This window comes from Heyndrickxia sporothermodurans, assembly GCF_003055045.1.
Taxonomy (GTDB): domain Bacteria; phylum Bacillota; class Bacilli; order Bacillales; family Bacillaceae_C; genus Heyndrickxia; species Heyndrickxia sporothermodurans.
This window is the reverse complement of the sequence record NZ_NAZB01000028.1, coordinates 13,404-30,868: the sequence shown is the minus strand read 5'-3', so window position 1 is coordinate 30,868 and position 17,465 is coordinate 13,404. Positions and strand designations below refer to the sequence as shown.

Annotated in this window: 18 protein-coding genes; 9 read left to right on the top strand and 9 right to left on the bottom strand. The window is 36.3% G+C overall.

Annotated features, from left to right (window positions below; all coding sequences use genetic code 11):
- Positions 1-187: 187 nt before the first annotated feature.
- The 6 genes from B5V89_RS12840 (at position 188) to B5V89_RS12815 (ending at position 5,541) form a co-directional block, all read left to right on the top strand.
- Positions 188-730, top strand: a complete 543-nt coding sequence (locus tag B5V89_RS12840; protein ID WP_108072342.1) for a helix-turn-helix domain-containing protein — start codon at positions 188-190, stop codon at positions 728-730.
- Between the two features lie 21 nt (positions 731-751).
- Complete coding sequence (locus tag B5V89_RS12835) at positions 752-1,858, top strand: ABC transporter ATP-binding protein (RefSeq protein WP_107921186.1); 1,107 nt, start codon at positions 752-754, stop codon at positions 1,856-1,858.
- Complete coding sequence (locus tag B5V89_RS12830; protein WP_108072341.1) at positions 1,848-2,639, top strand: ABC transporter permease; 792 nt, start codon at positions 1,848-1,850, stop codon at positions 2,637-2,639. Before B5V89_RS12835 ends, B5V89_RS12830 begins: the two co-directional genes overlap by 11 nt.
- A gap of 10 nt (positions 2,640-2,649) precedes the next feature.
- Positions 2,650-3,453, top strand: a complete 804-nt coding sequence (locus B5V89_RS12825; protein WP_108072339.1) for an ABC transporter permease — start codon at positions 2,650-2,652, stop codon at positions 3,451-3,453.
- Positions 3,450-4,523, top strand: a complete 1,074-nt coding sequence (locus tag B5V89_RS12820; protein WP_108072338.1) for an ABC transporter substrate-binding protein — start codon at positions 3,450-3,452, stop codon at positions 4,521-4,523. The genes B5V89_RS12825 and B5V89_RS12820 overlap by 4 nt, the downstream gene beginning before the upstream one ends.
- A 91-nt stretch (positions 4,524-4,614) precedes the next feature.
- Positions 4,615-5,541 carry a helix-turn-helix transcriptional regulator gene (locus B5V89_RS12815; RefSeq protein ID WP_108072336.1) on the top strand — a complete coding sequence of 309 codons (927 nt, stop codon included), beginning with the start codon at positions 4,615-4,617 and terminating at the stop codon, positions 5,539-5,541.
- A 10-nt stretch (positions 5,542-5,551) separates the two neighbouring features.
- On the opposite strand, the gene B5V89_RS12810 is transcribed toward B5V89_RS12815, so the two are convergent.
- Positions 5,552-6,736: a hypothetical protein gene (locus B5V89_RS12810; protein ID WP_108072335.1), complete on the bottom strand. Its 1,185-nt coding sequence runs from the start codon at positions 6,734-6,736 to the stop codon at positions 5,552-5,554.
- Between the two features lie 133 nt (positions 6,737-6,869).
- Here B5V89_RS12810 and B5V89_RS12805 point away from each other — a divergent pair, with 133 nt between their 5' ends.
- Positions 6,870-7,622, top strand: a complete 753-nt coding sequence (locus B5V89_RS12805; protein WP_108072334.1) for an effector binding domain-containing protein — start codon at positions 6,870-6,872, stop codon at positions 7,620-7,622.
- A 266-nt stretch (positions 7,623-7,888) separates the two neighbouring features.
- Positions 7,889-8,083, top strand: coding sequence for a hypothetical protein (locus B5V89_RS12795; RefSeq protein ID WP_108072331.1), 195 nt, complete (start codon positions 7,889-7,891; stop codon positions 8,081-8,083).
- A gap of 11 nt (positions 8,084-8,094) precedes the next feature.
- On the opposite strand, the gene B5V89_RS12790 is transcribed toward B5V89_RS12795, so the two are convergent.
- The 8 genes from B5V89_RS12790 to B5V89_RS12755 all read right to left on the bottom strand — a co-directional run bounded on the left by B5V89_RS12790 (position 8,095) and on the right by B5V89_RS12755 (position 15,572).
- Positions 8,095-8,697, bottom strand: coding sequence for a response regulator transcription factor (locus tag B5V89_RS12790; RefSeq protein ID WP_108072329.1), 603 nt, complete (start codon positions 8,695-8,697; stop codon positions 8,095-8,097).
- A complete protein-coding gene (locus B5V89_RS12785; RefSeq protein WP_108072327.1) occupies positions 8,694-9,836 on the bottom strand; it encodes a sensor histidine kinase in 1,143 nt (380 codons plus the stop codon). The genes B5V89_RS12790 and B5V89_RS12785 overlap by 4 nt, the downstream gene beginning before the upstream one ends.
- 6 nt (positions 9,837-9,842) lie before the next feature.
- Entirely contained in the window at positions 9,843-10,580 is a 738-nt protein-coding gene (locus B5V89_RS12780) for an ABC transporter permease (RefSeq protein WP_108072325.1), read from the bottom strand.
- Positions 10,581-11,480, bottom strand: coding sequence for an ABC transporter ATP-binding protein (locus tag B5V89_RS12775; protein ID WP_108072323.1), 900 nt, complete (start codon positions 11,478-11,480; stop codon positions 10,581-10,583).
- A gap of 170 nt (positions 11,481-11,650) precedes the next feature.
- Positions 11,651-12,988, bottom strand: a complete 1,338-nt coding sequence (locus B5V89_RS12770) for an MFS transporter (protein WP_244913493.1) — start codon at positions 12,986-12,988, stop codon at positions 11,651-11,653.
- A 100-nt stretch (positions 12,989-13,088) separates the two neighbouring features.
- A complete protein-coding gene (locus B5V89_RS12765) occupies positions 13,089-13,997 on the bottom strand; it encodes a cation diffusion facilitator family transporter (protein ID WP_181294670.1) in 909 nt (302 codons plus the stop codon).
- A gap of 219 nt (positions 13,998-14,216) precedes the next feature.
- Positions 14,217-14,900 carry a DsbA family protein gene (locus B5V89_RS12760; protein ID WP_108072318.1) on the bottom strand — a complete coding sequence of 228 codons (684 nt, stop codon included), beginning with the start codon at positions 14,898-14,900 and terminating at the stop codon, positions 14,217-14,219.
- A gap of 135 nt (positions 14,901-15,035) precedes the next feature.
- The gene (locus B5V89_RS12755) at positions 15,036-15,572 is read right to left on the bottom strand and encodes a YceI family protein (RefSeq protein WP_108072316.1); all 537 of its coding nucleotides are present in this window, start codon (positions 15,570-15,572) and stop codon (positions 15,036-15,038) included.
- A gap of 464 nt (positions 15,573-16,036) precedes the next feature.
- On the opposite strand from B5V89_RS12755, the gene B5V89_RS12750 reads away from it, so the two are divergent.
- Entirely contained in the window at positions 16,037-17,419 is a 1,383-nt protein-coding gene (locus tag B5V89_RS12750; protein WP_108072314.1) for a glycine--tRNA ligase, read from the top strand.
- Positions 17,420-17,465 lie beyond the last annotated feature (46 nt).

Below are 17,465 nucleotides of genomic sequence, written 5' to 3'. Positions count from 1 at the left end.
ATTTTGCATAGAGAAAATTAGGCGGAATTTTCGATAAATATGACAAGTACTTCAAGATATTTTTATATTTCAATTGAATTTTTATAACAATTATGTATAATGGTCTAGGAAGTAAACTTAAAGTTTAGTATTAATAAACTTTATTTATTGGTAGTTTACTAATAGTAAACAGACTTGAGGTTATACGATGCAAATCGGAAAAAAGATCAAAAACTTACGATTGAAAAAAGGGCTAACACAGGAAGAACTTGGCGAGAGAACAGATTTGAGTAAAGGATATATTTCGCAAATTGAACGGGATTTAAGTTCTCCTTCCATAGAAACGTTTTTTGATATTTTAGAAGTTCTAGGATGTGCACCGAAGGATTTTTTTGATGAGCAAGAACTAGAACAGAAGGTTGTTTATGGTGATGAAGATCAAACGGAATACGTCGATGAAGAACGTGGATATCAGATTCAATGGCTCGTTCCAGAATCAAATGAAAAAGAAATGGAACCGATCATTCTAACTCTTGAAGAGAAGGGTGAATTCAAGGAATTTGAACCATCTTTATCAGAGACTTTTGCCTATGTATTAACTGGAAAAATCAGCGTCCGCTTAGGAAGGCGGGTTTATTCAGCTAGAGCGGGGGAAGTCATTTATTATCACGCTGCTGAAAGACATCAAATTACGAATGATTATCCTGGTACATCACAAATACTTCTCGTTGCAACGGAATCATACTTATAAATTTAAAAGGGGGAAGCCACTATGACAGATAATACAATCATTCGTTTTGAAGGTGTAACAAAACAATACGATGATGACCCTGCTGTCTTAGATAGTGTTAGTTTTGAAATTGAAAGAGGGAAATTTTATACATTACTTGGTCCATCGGGGTGCGGAAAGACGACAATATTACGACTTATTGCTGGTTTTACTGAGGCGAGTCAAGGGGAAATTTACTTCAATGGGAAAATGATTAATCATGTTCCGGCAAATGAACGACAAGTAAATACGGTTTTCCAAGATTATGCACTCTTTCCTCATTTAAACGTATTTGAAAATGTCGCATTTGGACTGCGAATCAAAAAGATGAAAAATGCTCAGATTCAACAAAAAGTGAAAGAAGCATTAAAATTTGTCAATTTAGAAGGCTATGAAACACGTGAAATAAAAGAGATGTCGGGTGGACAACGGCAGCGGGTCGCAATTGCTAGGGCCATTGTCAATGAACCGGAAGTGATTCTTCTAGATGAACCACTATCGGCACTTGATTTAAAGCTTCGTACGGAAATGCAGTATGAGCTTCGTGAATTACAGCGTCGACTTGGAATTACCTTTATCTTTGTTACTCATGACCAAGAAGAAGCACTCGCGATGTCAGATGAAATTTTTGTCTTAAATAAAGGAAAAATTCAACAAAGCGGGACGCCAACGGATATTTACGATGAGCCAATCAATCGGTTTGTGGCGGATTTTATCGGGGAGTCCAATATCGTTCCTGGTAAAATGATTCAAGACTTTAAAGTAGAGTTTGTAGGAAAGCAATTTGAATGTGTGGACCGCGGATTTAATCCAAATGAGTCGGTTGAAATAGTTATCCGTCCTGAGGATTTAGAAATTACGAAAAAAGATCAGGGCAAACTGAAAGTACGTGTGGATTCGCAATTATTTCGTGGAGTTCATTATGAGATTTGCTGTTATGATGAGGCGGGTAATGAGTGGTTAGTTCATTCGACGAAAAAAGCTGTTGTAGGTGATGAGATAGGTCTATATTTTGATCCAGAAGCGATTCATGTCATGAGATTTGGTGAGACAGAAGAGGAATTTGATAAACGATTAGAAGCATATAATGAGGACGGCCATGCAAACTAAATCCCGCAATATCTATCTTATTCCTTATGTATTATGGATCATTCTTTTTATCGTCGCACCTATTCTACTCATTCTTTATTATTCTTTCTTTAATATCGATGGGGATTTCTCTTTTGAGAATTACAAAAACTTTTTTACACACGTTTATTTAAAGATGACACTTAGCTCGTTTTGGTATGCATTTTTGATTACCGCGATTTCGCTTATAATTGCCTACCCAACGGCCTATTTATTAACAAAAACAAAGCATAAACAACTATGGTTATTATTAATTATTTTACCAACATGGATCAATTTATTGCTGAAAGCCTATGCTTTTATCGGGATATTCGGAACGTATGGAGCAGCTAATTCATTTTTAGAATGGATTGGGATTGGGACAAAACAAATTTTGTTCACTGACTTTAGTTTCTTATTTGTCGCTGTGTATATTTTTATTCCGTTTATGATTATGCCGATATTCAATTCGCTGGAAGAGTTGAATCCAACACTTATTGATGCTTCAAGAGATTTAGGCGCGTCTGCGTGGACGACCTTTAAACGAGTGATTTTTCCATTAACGATTGATGGTGTAAAATCTGGATGCCAAGTTGTCTTTATTCCGGCATTGTCCTTATTTATGATTACCCGTTTAATTGCTGGAAATCGAGTCATCACACTAGGTACGGCGATTGAACAACATTTTCTTGTAACCCAAGATTGGGGAATGGGTTCAACGATAGCTGTCTTTTTAATCATTGCGATGGCATTATTCATGATCGTAACAGGTAATAGAAAGTGAGGGGATACGAATGAAACGAAAGGGAAAGATTTTTAATATTTATTTAGTTATTATTTTTATCATTCTTTATGCCCCGATCTTCTATTTAATGTTTTACTCCTTTAATAGTGGAGGAGCGATGCATGATTTTGAAGGCTTTACACTTGAGTGGTACAAGGAAGTATTTCACGATACCCGTCTATTAATTATTGTATTAAACACAGTTGTTATTGCCCTTTTATCGGCGGCACTTTCAACAATTCTCGGCGTAATTGGCGCTCTTGCCATTTATTTTGTAAAAAGAAGACGAACAAAAAATACATTACTTACACTAAATAATGTATTGATTGTTAGTCCGGATGTCATTATCGGTGCTTCATTTTTAATATTATTTACGATTATTGGGATTAAACTTGGTTTCATTTCGGTTCTACTCTCACATATCGCCTTCAGTGTACCGATTGTTGTATTAATGGTCATTCCGAAGCTGCAAGAAATGAGTCCTACTCTGCTTGATGCGGCACGTGATTTGGGGGCTAGCCGTTGGAACGTCCTTACAAAGGTTGTTCTTCCATTTATCACACCCGGAATTTTTGCCGGTTTCTTTATGGCATTGACTTATTCTTTAGATGATTTTGCGGTGACCTTTTTCGTAACAGGGAACGGATTCTCCACGTTGTCTGTAGAAATTTATTCACGCGCAAGACAAGGAATCTCATTATCTATTAATGCTTTGTCTACACTTATTTTCTTGTTCACGATCATTCTTGTTATCGGTTATTACTTTATTAATCAACGTAATAACCGTCCGAACGGAATGGGGGTAAGAAAATGAAACAGCTAGTTCGTGTGTTTGTAACGATTTTTATCGTGTCATTTGCGATTCTCTTTTTCATTAATCGATTGAATTCGTCCCAAGGATTATCCGGTGGGAATACATTAACTGTTTATAACTGGGGAGATTATATCGAGCCGAAACTGATTAAAAAATTTGAGAAGGAAACAGGGATTAAAGTTATCTATCAAACATTTGATTCAAATGAAGCGATGATGACAAAAATTGAACAGGGTGGCACGACATTTGATGTGGTAGTACCATCTGAGTATGCGATTGAAAAAATGAAGGAAGAAAAGTTGCTTATTCCAATTGATCATTCCAAGTTGCCGAATTTAAAATATATTAATCCTCGTTTTCTAGATTTACCTTTTGATGAAAAAAATAAATATTCGATTCCTTATTTTTGGGGAACAGTTGGAATCGTTTATAATCCATCGTTATTGAATGGGAAAAAGATTACGAGTTGGAATGATTTATGGGACAAAGATTTGCGCAATTCCATTTTACTTGCTGACGGTGCGCGTGAGGTAATGGGAATGGGGTTAAATAGTCTTCATTATTCATTAAATGATACAAACGAAGCACATCTTCAAGAAGCAAAAAGAAAGCTAGATAAACTTACACCAAATGTAAAGGCGATTGTTGGTGATGAAATTAAATTGCTTCTTGCTAATGAGGAAGCGGCAGTTGGTGTCGTTTGGTCCGGTGATGCGTCAGAGATTATCGATGAAAATGAAAAGTTGGACTATGTCGTTCCAAAGGAAGGTTCCAACCTATGGTTTGATAATATGGTCATTCCAAAAACGGCGAAGAATATCGATGGCGCGCATAAGTTTATTAATTTCATGCTTGATCCAAAAAATGCAGCGGCCAATGCTGACTATGTCGGCTACTCCACACCGAATGAAAAAGCATTAAGCTATTTAGATAAAGAAGTATCTGGTGATAAGCGATTCTACCCGGATTTAGACAAGGCGGAAGGTCTTGAAGTGTATGAGAATCTCGGAAAAAGAATGCTTGCACATTACAATGAGCTGTTCTTAGAATTTAAGATGCATCGGAAATAATGATTAGAAAAACCGATTTTTAGCACGTGCTAAAAATCGGTTTTTCTTTTATCATGTAATCAATATATAAATTGAAGAAGGGAATTATCCTATGAAATTGGATCGTTTGTTGGCAATTACGATGATCTTGATCAATCAAAGAAGAGTACAGGCACAGGAGCTTGCGGACATGTTTGATGTTTCAGTGAGGACAATTTACAGAGATATTGATTCATTAAATCTGGCAGGTATTCCGATTGTTACGTATCAAGGTCAAAACGGCGGAATTGGTTTAATTGATGGTTTTCGAATGGATAAAAACCTTTTAACGCGGGATGAGATAGGAGCTATTACAACTGCCTTAAAGAGTGTCTCGACATCTTATCGAGATGCACATGTTACTTCAGTATTAGAAAAGATAAAAGGAATATCAAATGGACAGCAGCCCCCTGAGACAATATTTATTGATTTTAGTCCATGGGGAGGAAGCCCTGTGCTGATAGAAAAAGTAACAATGTTAAAAAAAGCAATCGAATCGAATGTTTGTGTTCAGTTCTTTTATTCAAACAGTTCAGGTAAAGAATCGAATCGTGAAGTTGAACCGCATACGATTGTACTAAAGGGCCAATCCTGGTATTTATATGCCTTTTGCCTGCAAAAGGAGCAATTTCGTTTATTTAAGATTGCAAGAATGAAGGAATTAAATGTTCTAAAGAAAAAATTTGTAAGGAAAGAGATTCAAATTGACGATTCTCCATGGGATAAAGAATGGTATCATCCGGAACGGACCACAGAATTAACCCTTTCATTCAATTCTAGTGATCTTGCACTAATGGAAGAAATGTTTGGAGTAGAAAATGTCATCAAAGGCGAAAAAGATCAACTTCTTGTAACGATAGATATGCCTGAAGACGAGGGCATGTACCGATTTTTATTTAGTCTTATGGATCGAATCGAAGTAATGAAACCAGAGCATGTGAGACGGAAATTAAAGAATTTACTTCAAAAGATGAATGATCTATACAAGGAAAAAGGATAAACACAGAGGATTATCCTTTTTCTGACACCTTTAATACATGTGTATCTTCCTCATAAGAGCCTTCAATTTTTCCAATTCCATCAATCTCAATATGATTGTTTAAGATAGTAGGTTCCTTTTCTAAAATGAGATGAAGATGATTAATTGTTTGAATCTTTTCGGTAAACCTCGTAAGGACAGGTTGTGTAATATAGTAGTCTTTCCCAGTTATTTTTAACTTGATAAAATTTTGATGCAGTAAATGATTATTGGAGGATACAATATTCATTGGGTCAAAAGCAGTAACCGTCATATTTCCTTCTATAAAAAGATGGAAGCCTATAGTATTAATAAAGGATTCAATGACCTTTTCTTTTTCACCTTTTACATAATTATAAATAATCATTGATTTTTCATTAGGTGAAAGCTCCAATGGATAGGGAGGTTGAATGACAATATACTCCTTAAAAAATTCATATAAGGTCTTCGTCGATTGGGTAAACGCCTCTTTCCATTCCTCGGTAAGCTGATCAAGTAAAAGGCAAAGAAACATACCGGAGCCATAACAACTTACACGAATTTGTAAATTTGATCTATATTCATCCAAAAATTTCGAACTATATGTTTTCAATATTTCATCAAATGGAAGAATACTAGCTTTTTGTAATGCTTTTGATTCTACATACCATGCAGGACCTTCCACACTTTCTATAAGAAATTCGTACTGAGCATATTCTCCAATTATTTCTTTTCTTTTTTCCCTCATAAAAATAAATGCATTCAATAATTGATTTCTAGCTTCTGCGTTTGACTCTAATAAAGCTTGATAGAGTAATCTTCTTTCCTTATTTCTTAACTCAATATTTTCTAGAAGTATAGGATACTGAACACCGAGCAATTCGTTTGGAAATCTCGACTCGTTATATAAGTATTGATATCCATGAAACAATTCATGAACGATTAGTGAATAGATCGTTTCACTATCGTTGTAACGATCAATGTTAACAATTGCGGTAGGAAAATCTTCATATAATATTAGCGAGTCAGCACTAAACAGTTCATTCCATGGAAAAATATTATCAGACGGATAGTTCGGGTGGTTATAAAGATAGACGGTTTCACTGTTATACAGACAATAGGCAACGGATTTAAAATTCGGCCAGTAATATTCTAAATTAATATTTTTCATCATATCTCTTACTTTTACTTCGTGCATACAATCCCTCCTAAAAGTAACTATTCACTTTATAAATAAAAATTTCCTTCAAATTCGTAAAATAAAAAATCAAACATGACAGATAGATGTCATGTTCGGTTTTTTATAATAAGGAAAAAAGGAGGTAAGGGAAATGAATCAAGTTTTTTGCCAAAGCTGTGGAATGCCGATTAAGGAGAGTTCTCTTTTCGGGACAGAGAGTTCAGGTAGTAAGAATGATGATTATTGTATTTATTGCTATGAAGGAGGTGCGTTTAAACAACCGAATTTAACCGTGGCGGAAATGATTGAAATTTGTGTTCCATACATGGTGGAGGATGGTATGGAAAAAGAAGAGGCGTTATCTATTCTACAAAAAACGATGCCATTTTTAAAACGCTGGAGAGATGAAGAAGAACTGATGCAGCCAATATTCAAAACATTAGACGGATTTACTTTTACTGGAATAAGCACACGCACAAACAATGCAAATGAGTCTAAGCCCAATGGAAAAATTCCAATGATGTGGAGCAAATATTATGATCAGGGAGTTTCCGGTAAAATTCCAAACCAATTGGACTCAAAAGAAACGATTGCACTATACTCAGACTACGAGAGCGATGTTACAGGGGATTATGATTTTTCGATTGGAGCAATGGTCAAACATGGAGAAAAAATTCCTGATGGGCTGGTGGTGAAAACAGTCCCAGCTTCTCACTATGCTGTGTTTACTACTAAGGTAGGGAAAATTACAGATATCGTCCAGATGGCGTGGTTGGATATTTGGAAGTGGTTTGAAACAACAGGGGTGAGGCGTACGTATAGTGGCGACTTTGAACTTTATGATGAGCGTTGTTCGGACCCGGGCCATTCACAAGTTGACATATATATTGCTATACAACGATGAAATTTTAAGTGGCCGATCCAACGAAATTCAGAGGCAATCCTAGAAGGGGCATACGGGCACTTGGTGAGAAATAACATTTATCAAATGCCCGAAAGACTCCGATTCGGGAAGATGAGCATGGAGCATTGGTCACGAAATTCTCTAAAGGGAGGGTTGCTGGAAGATGAGAGAAAGGTCTTGCCACAAAGTGCCCGAAAGAGTCGGATGCGGGAACTTGAACAAGACCCATCAATCGCGAAGTGCCCGAAAGAGTCGGATGCGAGAACTTGAACAAGAACCATCAATCTCAAAGTGCCCGAAAGCGCCACATGCAGGAACTTGAGCAAGAACCATCAATCCCGAAATACCCAAAAGGCCGGATTAAAGCAATTGAACATCAAAATTCTGTTACAAGTGTTTACAAACCAAATAATGATGGGGCATCCCATACACTTTGGCTAAGTGTATGCAATCTTGTTTGAAAATTTCCTCTCTATATCCATCCTTTATTTTGTGCGATGCTTATTGCTTCCATACGATTTTTTGCATCTAGTTTTTGAATAATTTCAGAAACATAGTTTCTTACGGTCCCTGATGAAAGAAATAGGATGGCTGTTATTTCTTTCGTTGTTTTACCTGAAGCTACGAGTCTTAAAATTTCTTGTTCACGAGGGGTCAACGGATTTTCTTCCCTAATAATATCAAACATTAATTCTTGACTAAACACACGTTTGCCGGACATGACTTTGTGTATCGCATCAGATAAATCTTCGATCGAACCGTCTTTTAATAAGTATCCATCTACCCCGATTTTCACCGCGCGTTCGAAATATCCAGGTCGTGCAAAGGTAGTAAGAATAATAATTTTGGATGCAATATTTAACTTTTTGAGGGCTGAAGCGACATCTAATCCATTTTTTACAGGCATTTCAATATCCATTAGACAAACATCGGGATCGAGCTTGAGTATTGAAGCAAGTGCTTCCTCTCCATTTGTTGCTTGACCAACAACTTCCATATCCTCCTCAAGATTTAGTAATGATCCAAGTGCCCCAAGCAACATCCGTTGATCCTCGGCGATAAAAATCCGTATCATATGGCGGCACCTTCTTTCTTTATTTTTTGAATGATAGGTATTTTCATTTCTAAATGTGTGCCTTTTTGAGTTGAAAGTGTGAGTACGCCATCAATAAGTGAGAGTCGTTCCTCCATCCCTTTCAAACCATTCCCGTCTAATCCTTTATTTTTCAAGCCGATACCATCATCTTTTACGACGAGATGTAGGCTTTCAGTAGAAGTTAAAATAGTAATAGAACAGTTTTTTGCTTTACTATGTTTTACAACATTTGTAACCGCTTCACGTAAGCACATGCTGAGAATATTTTGTGAAAGGGGAGGAATATCAGACACGTCATTTATCCCTTGGTGATGATAAGCAACTCCTGCCGCTTCCAAAATTTCTTGAACATGTATGAGTTCTTCTGCAATAGTAATGGCCCGCATATTCGAAACGAGTTCACGAACTTGCTTTAAGGCAGATCTTGATGTTCTTTCAATTTCCTTCGCCTCGATCTGTGCTCTTTCCGGGTCGATTTTGGTTAATCTTTCAACGAGCTGACTTTTTAACGTAATGAGAGAAAGTGTATGACCAAGAGTATCATGTAAATCCCGTGCAATCCGTGTCCGTTCCTCTCTTTTTACTAACTCTTTAATTGTTTCATTGGCTAGATCTAGTTGCTTTTCAAGTTCCATTCGTTGATTCATTGAACGAATCCCAAAGGGTGTTAAAATCATGATGGCTAAAAATGGCAAAAAGTGTAGAGAGCTAGATGAAACAAAGAGGCCATGATAAAGTGCAGGGACTAACTCCATGAGCGCAAAGCAAATTAACATGAGATTGAACTTTTTCTTATCACAATACCAGCCGATAAAATTAGCAGGAAAGAAGCCCATAAATAATATATTGGGATCGTAGAATAAACTAAAGCAAAAAACGATTCCCATTTGTAAAACTAGCCAATAGGTAAAGACAACTACTTTTCTGGAGGTGGCGTATAATTGGCGGTAAGTAATTAGAAATAGGCATAGTAAAGCAAAACCAATGATTTTCTTTATACCTGACGAATTAACCAAATAGGGAACAGGAAGAGCTAAATACACTAAAAATATATAGGGAAAAAATCCATAACGTTTAGGGAACACGTGAAATTTCTTATTTTTAAGAAAGCCGATCACTCATCATCACACCGCTTCTTGTTTACGTCTTATATATTTTGATAGTAGCATGAAAATTATTAAATAACAGAGTAAAATAATAATATTTTTCCAATTTGGTAAATTACCTCGAACGATTTCCCATGCGCCATTCCCAAAATTGTAGGATGGAAGCCATTTTCCGATGGATTGCATGATTTTCGGCATGACTTCTATAGGCATCCACATCCCGCCTGAAATTGCTAAGATCATATATAGGACATTACTCACACCTGCAGCTGTTTCTACTTTTCGCATCGCACCGATAATTGTACCTAGTGCAAGAAACGGAATGGAACCAATTAATATCCAAAGTCCACTCAGTAACCATTCAGAGGCAGATAAGGCAATCCCATTAATAAGTGCACCGGCTACGAAGATAACGATGATTGAAAGAACATGAATCACCGTTTGACCAATCATTTGACCTAAAAAGTAGACCGAATCGGGCAGGGGAGTCAATCTCATAAAAGTTGACCATCCGTGGGCTCTTTCTTGAACGATGCGAATACCGAGCGTCATGATGGAGGAGCCCATCACGCTAAATGTGGTCATCGACATTAAATAATGGGCATGCCATGCACTTTGATCACCAGCACCTGTATTAACGACTTTTGTAAAAATAAAATAGAAAACGATCGGCATGAGAAGGGACCAGAACACGAAATAAGGATTTCGTAATACTCGTAGTATTTCAGCTTTACATTGTAACCGTATTAATTTCAATTAAATAACCTCCTTATGTTCAGTAGTCAATTGTTCAAATGCTTCTTCCAATTTTCCACGTTCAATCTGAATATTATAGGCATCAATATTTTCTTTAAAAATTAAAGCTAATACCGCATCTGTATCCTCTGTTTGTAGGAAGACTCTGTCATTTTTTTCGAATATATGTGTAATGATTGAATGCTCATAAAGTTTAGCCATCGAACCGGAGTTTGTCTGAAACGATACAAATTGCTTAGTTAAACTTGCTTTTATTTCTGAAGGTGTTCCATCCGCAATAACGCTCCCTTTATTAAATAAAATAATTCTTTGTGCCACATCATCTGCTTCTTGAAGGTAATGTGTGGTAAAAATAATCGTTTTCCCACTATCAGCTAAAAGTTGTACCGTTTTCCAAAATCGATTGCGGGAAGTAATATCCATTCCCACTGTCGGTTCATCTAAGATGACTAACTCAGGATTTCCCGCAAGAGCTAACGCAAAGCTAAGTCTTCGTTTTTGCCCACCGGATAGTTTTTCAGCAAGAGTTTTTAAATCGTTGTCGGTTAAACCTGTAAACGATATTAATTCTTCCATGGACAAAGGGTTTGGATAGTATTGTCGGATTAATTCCAGTAATTCTCGCACCTTTAAACCATTCATCACACTTACCTCTTGTAGCATGATTCCGAGCTGTTCACGTACCTTTATTTCATTCGGATGCTGATTGAATAACCGGACTTCGCCAGCTGTCGGTTTTAATAATCCTAGCATCATTGAGATAGTCGTAGTTTTTCCTGCACCATTTGGTCCAAGAATCGCTACAACCTCACCCCTATTTATTGAAAAAGAAACATCCTTAACCGCATGTTTATGATGAAAAGACTTTGACACATTTTTAACGCTCACAATTTCATTCATTATTCGCGACACCTCCATAACTTATAATCTTAGTTTATTAAGATTGGCGAGTGAGTAGTAGTAGAGGATGTCATGATCGTAAGATGACAATTGTCATATTGAAAAAGGAATGGGCAGGTAACATCTAGAATTAAATCGCACAAAAAAGACCACTTGAAATTCCCAAGTGGTCAACCATTCGCTTCATTTCTCGAACTTTTCACCTTCAAAAGGACCAATATTCCGATGAGTGTCATGATAATAAGTGATCCCATAGCTAGACGGCTAGCTATATTTCCGTAACTTGCAAAGGCCCAAGTAATCGATCCATATAATAGAGGACCGATAATAGAAGAGACTTTTCCGGAAAAGGCAAATAATCCGAAGAATTGTCCTCGTTTATTTTCGGGACTTAGCTCAACTATATACGTTCTTGATGTCACCCACATGGCGCCGAGGCTAATCCCGAACATACTTCCTGCAATCCAGAACATTGATTTAGCAGTTGCAATGCTGCCGACAAGCAAGGCAAGACACATTAAGAGGCCAACATATAATACCGCCTGCTTTGCACCTTTTGCTTTAGTGATATATCCAAAGATAAAAGAACCGATTATACTGGAAACCGTTGAAACTAAGTAAAGCAAAATAAATTCCCCGGTCGTAAAGCCGACCACTGCCTTCGTATAAATAGCCATCATGGCAATAGCGGTTGCGATCGCATCATTTAGGAAAAAATATGAAATCATGAACGTAAAAACAGCCCGATATTTTTTCATTTCTTTAAAGGTTGCTAAGATATCCTTATATCCAGATGAAAAACTCCCCGCCACCCTTGTTTGAACTTTTCTTTTCTCCTTAGTAAAAAAGAAAAAGGGAAGGGCGAAAATCAAGAACAAAATTCCGGTAGCTAGAAAAGCAATATAGTATTTATTATCCCCGACAAGTGGGTATACACATAATCCAAGTAATGTTCCAACATATCCAACAGCTACACCAAATCCGGAGATTAAAGGTATATATGATTTATGAGCTAAATCGGAAATCATCGTATCATAAAAAACAAGACTGGAGTGGTAAAAGAATTTAGCAATAACAAATGAAATGATGACGAGAACAAGCGAAATAGGAAGGTTAAACCATTTTCCGGGTACTTGGAAATATGCGAAAATTCCCATGGAGAGAGTGCCTAAAACTGTAATTAATGTAAACCAGAAAATCCAAATTTTCTTTTTTCCTGTCCGGTCAATCGTTGTTCCAAAAAGCGGTGAAAAGATGACTAAGAAGAAGCTGGCCACGGCATTGGCATACGAAATAAATGTGCTAGCAATTTGATTTGTGACGGGATTTCCGCCAACTGTATGTTCTAAAAATAAAGGAAAGAAAATCGTATTGATGTTAGAGGAAAAAATCGTATTCGCAAAGTCATATAAGGCCCATGACAGAATGGGTAGTGAAAAAAATAGCTTCCAAGCTGAAAAACCTTGTTCCTTATGATTACCTAATTGTTTAACAGAATTACTGGACATTCGCTCACCTACTTTCTTTAATAATGTTTTCATTCCATGTATATAAGAAAATCTCCTTTTTCTTTACATAAATTTTACAAAAATAAAAACAAGACTAAATTTAGTCTTGTTTCTCTTCTTGAGAATAGTAAGGATTCAAATGAATAAGTACTTCCTGAATATTATCATATTTACTCATTAGTGAATGTTTGATTTCATGGGAAAGATCGTGGCCTTCTTTTATCGTTTTATCATGATCAATGGAGATTCTTAAATCAACGAGTATGTAATGCCCATGATCTCTCGCACGAATTTTATCTATCCTCCTTACGTCATGAAACTCTGAAATGATGGAGACAAAATCTTGAAGTGTTTCAACATCAATATTACGTTCAAGAAGAATGTTAAATGCTTCGCTGAGCATTTCTTTAGAAATTTTAAATATTAAAATGGCAACAAAAATACTAGCTACTTTATCTCCGTATAATAAAATGTCAAGTCCGAGTTTATCTCCGAGAATCGATAATATTACTCCGGCCGCTGCTGCAAAAGAAGCGACAATATCTGCTTTATGATCTAAAGCAATGGCTTCAATCGCTTTACTATTATTTGCTTTAGCAACTTTCATGGAAGATCGATATAAAAAATCCTTGAAAATAAAGGAAAAAATTGCAACCCACATAGCTAACATATTCGGTGTTTCAATAGGGTGGAAGAAACCGGCAATGCCTTCGTAAACGATATAAATAGCAACTAAAAATAATAAGATACCAACAATTCCTGAAACGATTACTTCTGCCTTTCCGTGGCCATAGGGGTGCTCTTTATCGGCCGGTTTATTGGCAATTTTTATGACTAATAAGACGATAACGGAGGCAAAAACATCCGCTGCAGAGTGAATCCCGTCAGCGAATACTGCATCACTGTGAGCAAACCATCCGATAACCATCTTTCCAATCGTTAATAAAATATTACTCCAAACACTGATCCAAGCAATTTTTTTCGCAATCGACTCTCTTGTCCCCAATATATATCACTCCAATCGAAGAAAGTCTAAAACACCCTTGTAATCATAACAAACCTAGTATTGGTGGGTCTAGAGCAAGATAGTTGTTCCCATCAATCGTTTTAAAGTTTAACTAAAAATGTTTCCTCTATGAAAAATATAAGAACTAAATTAGTATTCACGTTTTTTCCAGAAATTATAAAAAACAGGTTAGTTTATACTAACCTGTTTTAAACGAATTGTTTATTTAGCCGCATCCTGTACTTGTTGAATAAATTCTTCATAGCTTTTTCCGGTAAATTCCTTACCATTAATAAATAGGGTTGGCGTTGAATTAATCCCTAACTCAGTCACATAGGATTTGTCTTTGTTTATAGCATCTTTGTACACCTTATTATTAAAGGCTTCTTCAACTTTTTTAACGTCTTTGTCACTTGAAATCTCCGCTAATGTCTTTTTAAGGAAGTCTAGTTTAAAGTAATCCACTTTTTCGTACTTCTCATCTTTTGGTTGTTTGCTGTAAAGAAGATGATGGAACTTCCAAAATGTTTCATTGCCTAGTACTTTGTAGACCGTTTCTGCAAACTCCGCGGAGCGATGGGAATCCGTATTAATAAAAGGAAAGTTCATAAAGTAAAATTTAGCTTTTCCTGTATCAACAAATTCCTTTTGAATAACCGGGTAAACACTTTCATTAAATTGTTTACATACCGGACATTTATAGTCACCGAATTCAACAATTTCGACGGGAGCTTTTTCATCACCTTCGAAAGGTTGGTTGCTGTAATCAAAATTAAATGCTTCGCTTTTTTCAGGTTTGTCCGAAGATTTACTTAAAAATATAATTAATGCAAGCAAAGCAACTGCAATGATGACTACAATCCCAAAAAATGAACTACTGGATTTGTTCGTATTTGTTTTCGACATATTTGCACACCTTTATAAAATATTGGTTTTGTAATTAGAGATAGTTTTACATAAGATGAATAAGGACGTCAAGAAAATACCTATTATGTCACTATTTTGTAAAATATAAAAAAGGTGCCCGAAGACACCTTTTTATTACGCTTCTTTAGCAGCTTCGATTTCAATCGCCACTTTTATTTCATCACCAACTAAAACACCGCCAGTTTCTAGAGCCGCATTCCATGTTAAGCCATAGTCACTACGTTTTAGTTTTCCTGTTGCACTGAAACCTACTTTTTCTGCACCGCTCATCGGATCTTTAGCTAGGCCTTCAAATGTAACAGAGAATGTTTCTGAACGTGTAACTCCATGAAGAGTAACATCACCGGTTACTTTATATTCATCATCATCCGTTTTTGTAATGTTTGTTGATTTAAATGTCATTGTTGGATAGTTTTCAACATCAAAGAAATCTGCTGAACGCAAATGGTTATCACGATCGCTATTGCGAGTATCAATACTTGCTACATCGATGTTGAAGTCAATAGTTGCTGTTGTTAAATCAGTTGGATCGGCTTCAACACTTGCGTTGAATTGTTGGAAAGCGCCTTTCACTTTAGATACCATCATATGTTTTACAGAAAAATCAATACTACTATGTGCTGTATCAACTGCCCATTTAGAAATTGTCATTTTTCATTCCTCCATTTATTTAATAACTTAATGTAAGTCGCTATATAAAATATACTTAATGATTTAAATTAATTATATTTTTTTCTATGGTATTTGTCAATTCATTTTTATATAAAAATGAAATTAAATTACTTTTTTATAGTTAGTTAAGTGAAGGGACTCTAATTAAATTCACCGTCCATTGACTTCTTCCCTTCCTTTATGTAATATAATCATAAAAAAACATAGACGACGTTGAAGGATCTATAGTAGCTAAAAATTGTCTTCTAAAGCGAATCAGGGATGGTGTAAGCCTGATAAGATGTTTTAGTGAAACGGCAATCTGGAGTCGTGTCTTGAAAGTGGATGTGCTTGTTTTGTACATCAACTGGGGTGGAACCGCGTGAGTACAGCTCTCGTCCCCAGGCAATCATTGCCTGAGGATGGGAGCTTTTTGATTTTTATAATAAAGGAGAGAATCGACTATGTCAGTAAATATGGAACAAATCGTTTCACATGCGAAGCATCGCGGATTTGTATTTCCAGGTTCAGAAATATATGGAGGACTTGCAAACACATGGGATTATGGTCCTCTTGGAACAGAATTGAAAAACAATATTAAAAAGGCTTGGATGAAAAAGTTTGTTCAGGAATCCCCATATAATGTCGGTCTTGACTCTGCTATTTTAATGAACCCAAGAACATGGGAAGCATCAGGTCATATTGGAAACTTCAACGACCCAATGATTGATTGTAAAAAGTGTAAAGCAAGACACCGTGCAGATAAATTAATCGAAAACGCAGCAGAAGAAAAAGGTGAAGAAATTATCGTAGACGGCCTCCCATTTGAAAAAATGGAAGAACTAATGAAAGAATATGACATTGCTTGTCCTGAATGTGGCAGCAAGGACTTCACTGGAATTCGTCAATTTAACTTAATGTTTAAAACTTTCCAAGGCGTAACTGAAACAAGTACGAATGAACTATTCCTTCGTCCTGAAACAGCACAAGGTATTTTCGTAAACTTTAAAAATGTTCAACGTACGATGCGTAAAAAGCTACCGTTTGGTATTGCCCAAATTGGTAAAAGCTTCCGTAATGAAATTACACCAGGTAACTTTACATTCCGAACACGTGAATTTGAACAAATGGAGCTAGAATTCTTCTGTAAACCTGGCGAAGAATTAAAGTGGTTTGATTATTGGAAAGAGTTTGCGAAGAAATGGTTGCTTTCATTAGGAATAAAAGAAGAAAATCTTCGTCTTCGTGATCACTCTGAAGATGAGCTATCACACTATAGTAATGCAACGACTGATTTTGAATATAAATTCCCATTTGGCTGGGGAGAATTATGGGGTATTGCATCTAGAACAGATTATGACTTAAAACAACATATGCAATTCTCAGGTGAGGATTTCACTTATTTAGATCAAGAGACTAATGAAAGATTTGTACCTTATTGTATTGAACCATCACTTGGAGCTGATCGGGTGACACTTGCTTATTTAATCGATTCTTACGAAGAAGAAGCATTAGAAGATGGTACATCAAGAACAGTGATGCATTTACATCCGGCTCTTGCACCATACAAAGCAGCTATCTTGCCATTATCGAAAAAGCTATCTGATGAAGCGCGCGAAATTTTTGCTGATCTTGCAAAACAATTCATGGTAGATTTCGATGAGACAGGCTCAATCGGTAAACGTTATCGTCGTCAAGATGAAATTGGTACACCGTTCTGTATCACCTATGATTTTGACTCGAAGGAAGACCATATGGTAACCGTTCGTGATCGCGATACAATGGAACAAACACGATTGCCAATTTCGGAATTAAAAAGCTTCTTAGAAGAAAAAATTCAATTTTAATAAAAAAGAAGGGCCCCAACTGATGAAATTTTGGAGCCCTCTTTTT

Bases quoted from the DNA above. Each gene is read 5' to 3' on its own strand.
- B5V89_RS12840 (WP_108072342.1), top strand. From the start codon at position 188: ATGCAAATCGGAAAAAAGATCAAAAACTTACGATTGAAAAAAGGGCTA.
- B5V89_RS12835 (WP_107921186.1), top strand. From the start codon at position 752: ATGACAGATAATACAATCATTCGTTTTGAAGGTGTAACAAAACAATAC.
- B5V89_RS12830 (WP_108072341.1), top strand. From the start codon at position 1,848: ATGCAAACTAAATCCCGCAATATCTATCTTATTCCTTATGTATTATGG.
- B5V89_RS12825 (WP_108072339.1), top strand. From the start codon at position 2,650: ATGAAACGAAAGGGAAAGATTTTTAATATTTATTTAGTTATTATTTTT.
- B5V89_RS12820 (WP_108072338.1), top strand. From the start codon at position 3,450: ATGAAACAGCTAGTTCGTGTGTTTGTAACGATTTTTATCGTGTCATTT.
- B5V89_RS12815 (WP_108072336.1), top strand. From the start codon at position 4,615: ATGAAATTGGATCGTTTGTTGGCAATTACGATGATCTTGATCAATCAA.
- B5V89_RS12810 (WP_108072335.1), bottom strand. From the start codon at position 6,736: ATGCACGAAGTAAAAGTAAGAGATATGATGAAAAATATTAATTTAGAA.
- B5V89_RS12805 (WP_108072334.1), top strand. From the start codon at position 6,870: ATGAATCAAGTTTTTTGCCAAAGCTGTGGAATGCCGATTAAGGAGAGT.
- B5V89_RS12790 (WP_108072329.1), bottom strand. From the start codon at position 8,697: ATGATACGGATTTTTATCGCCGAGGATCAACGGATGTTGCTTGGGGCA.
- B5V89_RS12775 (WP_108072323.1), bottom strand. From the start codon at position 11,480: ATGAATGAAATTGTGAGCGTTAAAAATGTGTCAAAGTCTTTTCATCAT.
- B5V89_RS12770 (WP_244913493.1), bottom strand. From the start codon at position 12,988: ATGTCCAGTAATTCTGTTAAACAATTAGGTAATCATAAGGAACAAGGT.
- B5V89_RS12760 (WP_108072318.1), bottom strand. From the start codon at position 14,900: ATGTCGAAAACAAATACGAACAAATCCAGTAGTTCATTTTTTGGGATT.
- B5V89_RS12755 (WP_108072316.1), bottom strand. From the start codon at position 15,572: ATGACAATTTCTAAATGGGCAGTTGATACAGCACATAGTAGTATTGAT.
- B5V89_RS12750 (WP_108072314.1), top strand. From the start codon at position 16,037: ATGTCAGTAAATATGGAACAAATCGTTTCACATGCGAAGCATCGCGGA.